Source organism: Polaribacter sp. NJDZ03 (genome assembly GCF_019263805.1).
Taxonomy (GTDB): domain Bacteria; phylum Bacteroidota; class Bacteroidia; order Flavobacteriales; family Flavobacteriaceae; genus Polaribacter.
The window spans coordinates 3774212-3787074 of the sequence record NZ_CP079195.1 but is presented as its reverse complement, the minus strand read 5'-3'; the positions used below and the strand labels follow the sequence as shown (position 1 = coordinate 3787074).

The following is a 12863-nucleotide window of genomic DNA, read 5'->3' as shown; positions in this document are numbered from 1 at the left end:
CATAGTTTATTACAAAAAAAGAAACAGCTTACTCTTTTCAGTTTCCTGAATTGATTAAGCTGTTTTATCAATAAAAAAGTTGTTAATAAGGCACTTAAGCCCCTTGTGTTATTTAATTATTCCAAACAACCGGCATAAACACGGTCATTTCTGCTTGCCCTCTATTACTCCAAGCGTAATAAGGCACTAATTGCGTTTTAAAAGACTTAAAGACCGGTTTTGTAACAGTTTGATACATGTCATCCGATTTACCTTCTCTTAATAAAAGTTCTGTTTCTATTACCGTAACTCCTCCTAAAAATTCTGGTTTGTGCACAGCTTTTAAAGGAGCATCTCCTTTTAAATACACATCTAAAATAGCTGCTCCTTCTGGTAAATCTGGAGTTTCAATAGTATATACAATTGGACCTCTTTTTACTGCTAATTGATTTCTAACTTCTTCTATTCTGTTATGACCTTCAATAAAAGTTGGTTCCATTGGCATGTCTAAAACAATCACATCTCCTGCTTTCCAAGATCTATTGATGTTTGCAAAATTACCTGGATTTACAGCAACACCTGCATCTTCTCCATTTACTTTTAAAGTACTACCAACTGCCCATTTCGGAATTCTAACTTGAATATCAAAAGCTTCACTTTTACATTCATCAACAGTTATTTTCACCAAACCTTTCCAAGGATACTCTGTATCTTGAGATAATTTTAATGCAGAACCATCTAACATTTTTGTGTCTAAATTGTTTCCACCGAATAAAACAACAGAAACACCATTTTCTGATAAATTATACGCCCATCCAGAAGTTTTACAAATTGTTCTTACCAAGTTTGGAGGACAACAGAAACACTCTAAATATGGTTGTCTTACAGGACTTTCAGTTACGTCATCGTGCGAATCGTAATTTCTAGAATTGTTGACCATTCTTAAAGGATTCGAATAGAAATAATCTTTCCCTTCAATACTAATTCCTGATAAACCAGAGTTATATAAAACTAATTCTATAATATCTGCATATCTAGATTCGCCATTAATTCCCATCATTCTATGACTAAACATGGCGTTACATAAGTTAGCGCACGTTTCGTTATAAGCGGTCATATTTGGCATCATATACGCATCTATGAAACCTTCTTCAATCATATCTAAACTTGTGGATGCACCATAATGTGCTTGCCCAACAGCTCCTGTTACATACATTTTTTTGCCTGTAACGTTTTCCCATAATTTGTCTAAAGAAGTCAATAAAGCTTTTTCACCAGTTTCTGCATACACATCTGCTGCTCCTGCATAATAATACAAGGCTAAAACAGCATGACCAACAGCTTCTTCAGATTCTCTAAAAGGCGTTCTTTCTTGCACCATATCTCCAATCGGGTAACCAACTGTAGTAGAATCGTGCTCTATTTCGTAAGTTCCTCTTCGGTTGATAAACTTTTCTGCTAATTTTAAATACCTTTTGTCTCTAGTAGTTCTATACAATTCTACCAAGCCCATAATCTGAGTTTGATTGAATCCAAAACGTTGATAATGCTTAGTGTCTGGCATAAAATAAGCATGTAATAAATCTGCCATTTTAACCGCGATATCCAAGAAATTACGCTGACCTGTTAATCTAAAATGAACAGAACCTGCAATAAATAAATGTCCGAAATTGTACATTTCATGGTACTTTCTGTTTTCAAAACGATCTACACCTTCTGTTATTTGAACGTGCGTATGTATATACCCATCTTCTTCTTGAGCTTGCCCAATAATATCGATATATTCATCTAATTCCTTTAATAAAGATTCATCTTTAGTTTGCGCATAGATATACATTTTAGCTTCCATGAATTTAAAGAAATCTCCATCATGCCAATAAAACCCTTTGTGTTCACCTTCTTTTTCTCCGGCTGCAATTTTAAAGTTGTTTAATCCATGACCAATATCTCCACACAATAAATCTCCCATATAAGGAAGCATTGTATCTGCAGCAGTTTTTACCTTTTCCGACCAAAAACCAGAAGTCCAATTACAATCACCAAAATTGATACTCTTTAACTTTACAAACGGACTTTCTGATGTGTTTGTAATTGCGTTCTTATGAAGATTTGAAGTAGTACTCATAAAATGTATTTTTTAACGTAAGTTTTATTAATGTTGATTTTTTAATTATTTTTTCTTGATAACAATATTGTCTATTAAAAGTTTTGCTGCTCTAGTTTTTGGCAAATCTTCTTTTCTAATTTCAACCGCAATGGCATCTTTTTTTCCTGATGCAACTGTTCTAGAAATAGCACTTTCTACTGTAATCCATTCACGTCTTGGAAGCTTTCTAAGATCTCTAAAAGTTACTTCTAATTCTGGATCTTGTAAAACCAAGTGAATTTTATCTGCAATAACACCTTGATCTAACCAAACTTTTGCCGAAATTGTAAATTCACCAGCTTCTAATTCCAATGAACCCTCAGGAGCCATAGCAACGGCTTTTTCTACTTCTAAACTTTCAGTTTTACTAAACCCTGCAAACTCTAAACTATTTACACCTTTGTAATAATCGCCATAAGCAATTGATAAATATTTTTCTGAGCCACCATCTATTGTCCAAAATTTCTGATACTCATCTGGCACAGAACTTTCTGGTAATAAAGTTAAAGGTCTTCCGTTTTCTTCAAACAAAATTGGTCCTTCAAAACCATAAAAAGCTGCGTCTTCAGCTAATAAATTATCAGATGGTTTTTGCCAAACTCTCATATATTCAATCTCGAAATCTACTGGTAACTCTTCTTTATGAGGCAAGCCTAACCAAAAGAAAATCTCTGAATCTAACCAAATTTCCATTGGGTTGTTTAAAACAAAAGAAGTTCCTAATTCATCTTGTGTAAAATGACGAATCATTTTTCCATCAATAAATAATTTTAAATAATCTTCACCCCATTCTGCTCCATATACATGAAAATCATCCGCTGTGCGGAAACCTAAATCCAATTCATGATTAAAAATCTTAGTAGGACGTTGAGCTGGTGGACTCCAATCATGCGCTGTTGCTAAATAAGAATCTTCTCTAATATTTCCTTTTTTGTTTTTAGGATTTCCCATTAACTCATAAATATCCAATTCTTGCTCATGTCCAATTGCCCAAAATGCACCTGTAATAGCTGCGTTACCAACCTTAGATTTCACCTCCATATAACCGTATAAAAAACGTTTATTGGTTAAAACACCTGCTGTAGTAACTGGCATTGGCGTTCCGTCTTTATAAATACCATATTGAGATGACCCCATATTACCATCTGCATAGCTTTCTTTAATAAATGGATAATCTGGTTCCCAAGCTGTTCTTAGCTTTAACTTATCATTTTCTACAATAACGTTTTTAGCAACAAATTGAGAAGGAGCTCGTCCTTTCCAAATATAATATTTATCATTTAAGCCTTCTACAAACCATTTTACAGTATCTATTTCAGTTCCTTTAAACTCATCACTTAACGCTTCATTTAAAACCCAACCACCTTCATTTTGTTGGTCAGAAAATGGCATTGGAGATGTTATTTCTGTTTTAACTTTTACTGCTGATTTATTTTGCGCACAACTTACACTCACAAGTGATAACAAGCCTAATAAAGCGATAAATGTATACTTCTTAAATTGTATCATTCTATTATATTTTTATATTTAGTTATTATTGTATTTCTTCATTTCCTCTTTTACCAACTCCGGAGTTCTATAACGATCCATTCTATCAATGTCATATTTTTCAAAAGTTTGTTTTAACATCCACATCGGACGCTCTAAGGTCAATTCCCATTCAAATAACTTTTTAAACATGCTTTTTAAACGTTCTGGTTCTGCTGAAGCCAAATCTTTTTGCTCAGTTAAATCTTTAGAAACATCATACAATTCTGCTGGTCTATCTGCAAAACGGATTAATTTCCAATCGTTATGTCTATAAACAGCACGCGTTTCTTTTTTCCAAAATAAATCTTCGTGTGGTCTTGCACTGTCAGCTCCACTAATAAAAGGCATTAAATCTACACCATCTACTGCATCTAAATCTGCAACATCACCACCTCCAGCAGCATAAAATGTTGGTAATAAATCAAACGTACTAACAGGGTAATTATACACCTGGTTTGATTTTAATTTTTTAGGCCATTTTACTAAAAAAGGAACTCTTAATCCACCTTCTAAATGGTTCGATTTTGTTCCACTTAAAGGCAAGTTTAAAGAGGCATTTTTATCTGTTGGACCTCCATTATCATTAGAAAAAACAATAATTGTATTATCATCTAAACCTAGTTCTTTTAACTTATCTAAAACCTTACCAGAAGCTCTGTCTAATGCCAATGTCATTGCTGCCACTTGTTGACGCTTTCCTTTTAAATTAGGAAACTTTGCCATATCTTCTGGAGTAGCTTCCATAGGCGTATGAACTGCGTTAAAGGCTAAATAGATAAAAAATGGTTTGTCCTTATTTCTTTCGATAAAAGAGATTGCTTCGTCTGCAAAAACATCTGTAGCATACCCTTTTGGTTCTTCAAAATGACCAAAATTTCTTTCCATTTTATTGTCATGGTGAATGCCTTTAAAATTTTTGATTGGAAAAAAACTTCTTGCACCACCTCTAAAACCGTAAAATTCATCAAATCCTCTTTTTAAAGGATGAAAACGATCTGCATTACCTAAATGCCATTTTCCGTAGGCAGCACTTGTATATCCTAATTCTTTTAAATAATCTGCGATTGTTTTTTGGTCTAAAGGCAAGCCCATATCATCTCCTAAAAACTTTGAGTTTTCACTCATATAACCAGGAACATTTATTTCTCCATACCCAAATTTTTGTTGATATTTCCCTGTAATTAATCCTGCTCTAGAAGGACCACAAGTAGCATCTGTTACATACCCCTGCGTAAACTTTACGCCTTCTTTAGACAGCTTATCTAAATTAGGTGTTATCATTACGTCACTTCCTTGAAAACCAAAATCGGCATACCCTGCATCATCAGAAAACAAGAAAATAATGTTTGGCTTTTTTTGAGCACAACTAGCCATTGCTATTGCCATACAAATAAATAGAATACTTTTTTTCATCATAAATTGAATTCGTTGAATCTAAAAATATAGATTCTTAATTAGCTTTTTTAATTTCAATATCGTCTATGTATAATTTAGCGGCTTTTGTTGCAGGTAAATCTTCTTTTCTGATTTCTATAACCATTCCATCATTAACTGCAGATGCTGCTTGTCTTGAAACTTTCTTTTCTACCGTAAGCCATTGTTTTCTCTCTAGTTTTTTTAAACCAGAAAAAATTAATTCGGTTTTTGGATTCATTAAAGTAACATGGATAGAATCTGTAATTCTACCTTGATCTAACCAAACTTTCATTGATAAATTATAGTCTCCTGCAGGAAGTTTTAAAGAACCTTCTGGTGTTTTTGCTACTACTTTTTCTACGTTTAATGAATCATTTTTACCATATCCAAAAAACTGTAAAGCTTCTACACCACTTGCATAATGTCCTTCTGTAATTTTTAAGTATTTTTCTGAACCTTCACTAAAAAGCCAAAACTTTTGATACTCATTTGCAGTTGCATCTTCTGGAACCATCGTTAAAGGCTTTGTATTTTCTTCAAACAAAATTGGTCCTTCAAAACCATAAAAGGCTCTATCTTTTGCTAATAAATTATCTGACTCTTTTTGCCAAACTCTTACATATTCCGCTTCAAAAGTTGCTGGTAATTCTTCTTTATGAGGAACACCTAACCATTTAAAAATTTCTGAATCTACCCATATTTCCATTGGATTATTTAAGACCCAATCTGTACCTAACTCATCTTGTGTAAATCCATAAATAAATTTCCCATCTCTAAAAATGTTTAAATGATCTTCTCCCCATTCTACTCCATATACATGAAAATCGTCTGATGTTACATACGTCAGTTTTTCATCATAACCAAAAGCTTTTGTTGGTCTCGTAGAAGGTGGGCTCCAATCATGAATTGCTGTTCTATTCATATGCTTATCTATAGAGCCTTCCTTTGCAATTTTTGGCACTGCCAATTGCTCGTACATGTCTAACTCTTGCTCAAAACCAATTGCCCAAAATGCAGCTGTCATTGCTGCATGTGGTGCTTTAGATTTTATTTCCATATAACCATTTAAAAATCTCTTTTTACTAACAATTGCAGCTGTTGTTACAGGTAAAGGTTTCCCTTCATGCACACCATAGGTATCTTTATTAGCACCATCTGCATAACTTTCTTTAGCAAAGTTGTAATCTGGTTCCCATTGTGTTTTTAAGATTAAATTTCCGTCTTTAACAACTACGTTATGCGGAGCATATTGAGAAGGAGCTCTACCTTTCCAAATATAATAATCACCATTTTGTCCTTCTACAAACCACTTTGTAGTATCTATTTCGGTGCCTTCAAACTCATCACTAATGTCTTCATTTAAAACCCATTCACCTTTGTTTTCTGGATCAGAAAAAGGTAAAAAACGTTGCTTTATTGCAGTTTCTGTAACAGGTTCCTTAGTTTTATTAGATGATTCACATCCAGTGCTTACAAAAGTGAATGTTCCTAAAAGAAATGCTATTAAATATATTTTTTGATATTTCATTTATCTTATTTTTATTGTTATTATTTTCTTTGAAGCTTCGCTTGAATCTCTTCTAAAGAAAGTCCTTTCGTTTCTAAAAGGTATTTATATAAAATAATTAAGCCCACAAGTACAATACCTGCGTAAATTATAAAAGTTGTAGCGGCTCCAAATATTTCCATTTCTAAAGGGAATAAGTATTGTACCAACGCACTAACTGTACTAGAAATTAAAGCAAATAATGGTATGGCAACTCCACGATTAGAAATTGGAAAAATTTCAGAAAGTAACACCCACATAATTGGTCCTATAGAGAAATTAAATGCGGCAATAAAAGTTAAAATACCTAGTAATATTAAAATTGCATTCATGTGTGCAGTTTCTTTAAATATTACACCAGAATTATCACGCGCAGACTCTACTCCAAGAATATCACTTAAAGAATTCTTAAACTCAATATCACTATTAAACTCTTTTCCTACAATAGCATTTAACTTTTCTATGTTAGGAATATCTTTCATTTTAACAATAGCATCTTGCGTTACTTGGTAAGTTGCTTGTTTAAACCCGTAAGAAACGGTTGATATACTTATAATAATTAATATTAAACCACCAATTACTAATGGTCTACGACCAAATCTATCAATTAAAGATAATGACACTAGAGTAGCTACTAAACCAATTACACCAATCCAAATAGTACTAGAAAATGCTGCATCTGTTCCTAAACCTAATTGCTCAAACATGGTTGGAGCGTAGATCATAACTGCATTCATACCCGTAAATTGTTGAACAACTGCTAATGTAAAAGCAATAATTAAAACAATTCTTGTTTTACTACTAAAAATCTCTTTTAACTGACTAACTGTCGATCTATTACCTTCTACACTATCAACACTTTCAACCATTTGCTGAATTTGTTCATTAACTTCGTTTTCTGGGTATACTTTTGCTAGCGATTTTTTTGCTTCATCAATTCTGTTTTTATAGACTAACCAAGCCGGACTTTTAGGGATTATAAACAATAATAAAAACCAAATAATAGCAGGAATTATCTCTATACCAAGCATCCAACGCCATCCGGTTTCAGCTAGGTTTAAATCTTGTACCCATTGCAAATCAGACCCCATTTGTTGTAAAATCCAATAATTAATTAAATAGGCTGCTGTAAAACCAATTCCCATGTTTATTTGTAGTGTAGAAACCAATTTACCTCTTTGCGCTACAGGTGCAATTTCACCAATATACATAGAAGCTAAAGTAACAGAACTAAAGGCTAATCCGCCTAAGAATCGAAACCAAAATAATGCTAAAAATGATGGGGCAAAAGCAGAACCAACTGCAGAAACAATATAAAATATTGCTATAATCTGTAGGGTAAGTTTTCTTCCAAATTTATTTGCAGAAAAGGCAGTTAACGGTAATGCTATTAACACTCCAATACCTGGCGCAGAACCAATTAAACCAACTTGTGAAGCCGTTAAATTAAATTCTTGTGTAATAAATTTAAATCCTCCCGAAATTAATACAGCATCTAAACCAAAGACAAACGACCCTATAGCTACGATGATAGCATATAAGAAAGCATTTTTAGTGTGTTTATTCATTTTATGATTATTTAGTTAATTGACTCTTTTACTGCCAATTATTTTTATAACGACAATAATTGTCTAGCAAACAAAGTAAACCTAATTCAGACTTAATCTGTTAATTAAATTTACCAACTCTTAACCCTATTTTACCTTACAATTAACTTTTAATTAAATTATAAGTCTAAACGAACCACATCTACAAAAAGAGGGCCAACAGGCAACCTATCTGCTTTAATATACGCATGAAAATTACCTTCTCCTTTTGGAAGTTTTACATTTTTAAAAACTATTCTTTTTTGATTCTTGTTTAACGGTAACTTCAAATGAACTTTCCCATATTTTAAATGGGCAACTCCTCCGTTTTCTAAGATAGGTAAATCATAAGAAACATTGTAAACTCCTTCTTCTGTTTTTACTTGCCAATACCCTAATTGATTGTCTTCTACAACTCTTGGACCTCCATAATCGAAACGAGAAATTACACGCGGGCCTCCCCAATCGAAACGAGATAAATTAACATGAGGCTGTATTTTATTTCCTAAATAAATTTTCTGAATTCCTCTTGCATCTCTTTCTTCCGTTACCTCATCAAACCAATTTTCATATCGACTTAACATTTCATTTACAATTGATGGATGCTCTTTTGCAATGTTTATTCTTTCACTTGGGTCGTTCTCTACATCATACAATTCTAAGTTTTTAACCACATTTTTTAACTCGAAATCTGTAGGTTGATGTACAATTCCGTGTGGAGAATCATGCGGACTTACCAATTTATACTTTGGAGTTCTTAAGCTAAAGTGCATGTATTTAAAAGGTGTTGGTCCGTAATGCATTTGCACAACAAAATCACGTTCTTGTAAACTTTCTGTATCGTTTTTAGTCCAAAGTGGCAATAAAGAAGTTCCGTCTATCTTTCTGTTTTTTGGTGATGCAACTTTAGCCGCATCCAACAAAGTTGGAAACAAATCTATAATTGCCCCCATAGTTGCTGTTTTATTTTTTGGCCTGATTTTTCCCGGCCATTTCACATAAAAAGGCACACGAATACCAGCATCATAAACACTTGTTTTGGTTCCTCTTAAATTAGCAACCCATCTTCCAGGATAATGATCGTTCTTAGTCCTTCTTGTTCTTGGCCCATTATCAGAAAGAAAAATAACAATCGTATTATCTTCAATTCCTAATTCTTTTAATTTACTTAAAACTCTCCCCACATTATAATCAATATTATCAATCATACCGTACGTAAGCGCATTGTCTTCATGCAAACCCATTTTTCTAAAAGGAGCCGCTCTCTCATCGGGAACCTGTAGTGGAAAATGAGGTAAATTAGTTGCTAGATATGTAAAAAATGGTTTTCCGTCTTTTTTACTCATAAAATCTAATGCTGCGTCTGTAAAAATATCATCGCAATATCCTTTGTATTTAGTTGATACATTATTGTGTTCTAAAATCGGGTCGAAATACGTGTTTCCAGCAGGACCTGCAGCTTGCCCGATTCCGCCACCTTTATGCACCAAAGCTTCTTGAAAACCTTGATCTGTTGGTCTCATTGGTGCATTATCACCTAAATGCCACTTTCCGAAGATTCCTGTTTTATACCCATTTTCAGATAAAACCTCAGCAATAGTAGTTTCTGTAGTGTGCATAAAATGATCTACTTGTGTAACCGCTGTAACGCCTGTTCTGTAAGGATATCTCCCCGTTAGTAATGCTGCTCTTGATGCAGAACAGTTTGGATAACTAAAAAAATGTGTCATTTCTACACCTTCTTTCCCTATTTTCTCCATATTTGGTGTTTTTAAATACGGATTTCCGTGTCCGCCTATATCTCCATAACCTTGATCATCACTCATCATAATGATAATATTTGGTCTTTTTTGTGCTGATGTCTTTTCAACAGAAATAAATCCGAAAAGCATCAGTATTAAAATTAAATTTTTATTCATGTTTTAGTATTTTATGATAGAAATTATTTTTTTTGATACAAATTAATCATCTTTTAAAACAAAGGTTCTTGATACAAAATTTCTGAAAAAAGAAATTTCACTCGAACTGACTGTATGTATTATCTGTCTTAATAAACAGAATATCACGTAAAGTGAATTTGAATTATTTGATTTTCCTGCACCGTTTTAGAAACCTTGTAAGTTATTTTAACATGCGTATTTTACCAATTGGTAAAAGAACCATCCTCTTTTTTTAAACGAGGTGCTTCTACCATTTTAAACCCCTCTTTTATTGCCAATTCCTCATTAAAATCGACACCTAAACCTGGTGCATCAGTCAATTTATAACGAGTTCCGTCTATTTGTGGTTGTATTGGATAATAATTAGCATCATCTAAACCAGGGTTTTCTACATGCGTATTCATTTCTTCTAACCAACTAAAATTAGGACTTGCAGCTGCCACATGTAACGTAGCTGCTGTACAAATAGGTCCTATTGGGTTGTGCGGCATTAAATCTATATAATGAGATTCTGCCATAGAAGCCACTTTCATTGCCTCTGTAATTCCACCAACGTTGCACACATCAATTCTTGCAAACTGTGTAATACCTCTTTCTAAGTATGGTAAAAACTGCCATTTACTCGCAAATTCTTCTCCAATTGCAAAAGGAACATTGGTCATTTTTCTAAGTGTTTCATAAGCTTCTGGAGATTCATCACGAATAGGCTCTTCTATAAAATCGATGGTTCCAACAGGCATTCTCTGTAAAAAAGAAATGGTTTCTGGCACTGTTAATCTGTGGTGATAATCGATACCAATTACCGCTGCAGTACCTACTTCTTTTCTCAACTCAATTAACCACTCTGCAATAATGGCAATAGATTGTCTCGGTTCAAAAACAGACGCAAATTTTCCTTCTTCATATTCCGCAGGTGCTAAGCGCAACATCTTCCATCCTTCCTTCAATAAAACTTTAGCTCTGTTAATTAATTCTTCTTTGCTACTAAAACGTAAAGAAGCAAAACACTCTACATAGTCTCGCTGCTTTCCTCCTAATAACTCATAAACAGGAACTCCTAAATCTTTCCCTTTAATATCATACAAAGCCATATCTATCGCAGAAATTGCAGCGGTTAAAACTCTACCACCTTCAAAATACTGACCTCTATACAAGTCTTGCCAAATAGCACCTATTTGACGCGCATCTTTACCAATTAACAAAGGTCTAAAATGATCTAAAGCACCAATTACCGCCAATTCTCTACCTGTTAATCCGGATGCTCCCCAACCATAAATACCGGTTTCTGTTTCTACTTTTACGTTTAACTGACTTCTACCCGCAATGTTTACAGGGTATGTTTTTATTGCTGTTATTTTCATTATATACTATCTTGTGTTACTTCTTTTAATTCTATTCTTTCTACTTTTCCTACTACAAACAAGAAGGATAAAAACCCTATTAATGTTAAAGCTCCGATGAAAAACAAAGCCGGACTAAAATCTCCATCTTGTACTAAAAATCCTATTGCAGATGGAACAATAACTGCGGATAACCCTCCAATTAAATTAAAAACACCTCCTACCAAACCAATAATTCTTTTGGGTGCTATTAGGGAAACAAAGATCCAAGTGATGGACGCTAAACCGTTTCCAAAAAAGGCAATTGTTAAAAATAAAATGATGTAAAATGTACTATCTGTAAAATTAGCTCCTATAATTAAGGTTGATAAAGACAAGCCTATTAGAACAGGTAATTTTCTTGCAAACTCTGGCGATTTTCCTTTTTTGATTAAAAAATCCGAAGAAAAACCTGCTAGTAAAACACCACAAAAAGCAGCTAAAAACGGTATGGAAGCTAAAAAACCAGATTGTATAAAATCTAACCCTCTGTATTCTACTAAATAGGTAGGAAACCAAGTTAAAAAGAAAATAGACATAGATCCCATACAAAACTGACCAATGTAAATCCCCCATAATTTACGATGTTTAAATGCTTCGTAAAAATCATTCCAATTAAACTTTTCTTTTACAACAGCCTCTTTTTTCTTTTGTGTAAATCCACCTCCATCACTAATTAACTTTAACTCAGACTCACTTACTGTTTTGTGCTGATCTGGATCTCTATAAAAGATATACCAAACAACAGACCACAGTATCCCTATAATTCCAGAAATGATTAAAAGTCCTCTCCAACCAACTTTGTCCTGAATTATAGTTAACAAAGGAAACAGAAACGCCAAACCAATAAATTGCCCCGAAGTATAAATGGCAATGGCAGATGCTCTTTCGGTTTCTGGAAACCATTTGGTAACAATAGCATTATTTGCAGGATAAGATGGTGCTTCGAAAACTCCAATACCAGCTCTTAAACCTAATAAAAGTTTAAATGAATTTACAAACCCTTGAAACAAGGTTGCTATAGACCACATCAATAGCATAAATGCATACAAAAACCGTAACCTTACTTTATCTACAATAATTCCTCCAGGAATTTGTAAAGCAGCATAAGCAATACCAAAAACTGAAAAAATTAATCCCATTTGTACTGTAGAAAGCTCTAAAGATTCACTAATTGCAGATGCTGCAACAGAAATATTAGTTCTATCTAAATAATTGATAACAACTGTTCCAAAAATAAGGGCGAGCATGTTATATCTTTTTTTTGTTGTTTTTACCTTTTTCGGCATCGATTTTATATTTTGTGTTAAGTTTTTTTTAATGATACTAACCTCTAATTTT

General features: G+C 33.4%; 8 protein-coding genes. All 8 read right to left on the bottom strand.

The window, feature by feature from the left end; genetic code table 11:
• Window positions 1-112: 112 nt before the first annotated feature.
• The 8 genes from KV700_RS16000 to KV700_RS15965 all read right to left on the bottom strand — a co-directional run bounded on the left by KV700_RS16000 (window position 113) and on the right by KV700_RS15965 (window position 12772).
• Entirely contained in the window at window positions 113-2104 is a 1992-nt protein-coding gene (locus tag KV700_RS16000) for a glycoside hydrolase family 127 protein (protein WP_218598496.1), read from the bottom strand.
• Between the two features lie 45 nt (window positions 2105-2149).
• Window positions 2150-3634: a family 16 glycosylhydrolase gene (locus KV700_RS15995; protein WP_218598495.1), complete on the bottom strand. Its 1485-nt coding sequence runs from the start codon at window positions 3632-3634 to the stop codon at window positions 2150-2152.
• Window positions 3635-3652: 18 nt separating this feature from the next.
• Complete coding sequence (locus KV700_RS15990; RefSeq protein ID WP_368384762.1) at window positions 3653-5071, bottom strand: sulfatase-like hydrolase/transferase; 1419 nt, start codon at window positions 5069-5071, stop codon at window positions 3653-3655.
• Window positions 5072-5105: 34 nt separating this feature from the next.
• On the bottom strand, window positions 5106-6599 hold the full coding sequence (locus KV700_RS15985; protein ID WP_218598494.1) for a family 16 glycosylhydrolase: 1494 nt from the start codon (window positions 6597-6599) through the stop codon (window positions 5106-5108).
• Window positions 6600-6619: 20 nt separating this feature from the next.
• Complete coding sequence (locus KV700_RS15980) at window positions 6620-8185, bottom strand: MFS transporter (protein ID WP_218598493.1); 1566 nt, start codon at window positions 8183-8185, stop codon at window positions 6620-6622.
• A 158-nt stretch (window positions 8186-8343) separates the two neighbouring features.
• A complete protein-coding gene (locus tag KV700_RS15975; RefSeq protein ID WP_218598492.1) occupies window positions 8344-10122 on the bottom strand; it encodes an arylsulfatase in 1779 nt (592 codons plus the stop codon).
• 221 nt (window positions 10123-10343) lie between these two features.
• On the bottom strand, window positions 10344-11504 hold the full coding sequence (locus KV700_RS15970) for a mandelate racemase/muconate lactonizing enzyme family protein (RefSeq protein ID WP_218598491.1): 1161 nt from the start codon (window positions 11502-11504) through the stop codon (window positions 10344-10346).
• Complete coding sequence (locus KV700_RS15965; RefSeq protein WP_254712936.1) at window positions 11504-12772, bottom strand: MFS transporter; 1269 nt, start codon at window positions 12770-12772, stop codon at window positions 11504-11506. The genes KV700_RS15970 and KV700_RS15965 overlap by 1 nt, the downstream gene beginning before the upstream one ends.
• Window positions 12773-12863 lie beyond the last annotated feature (91 nt).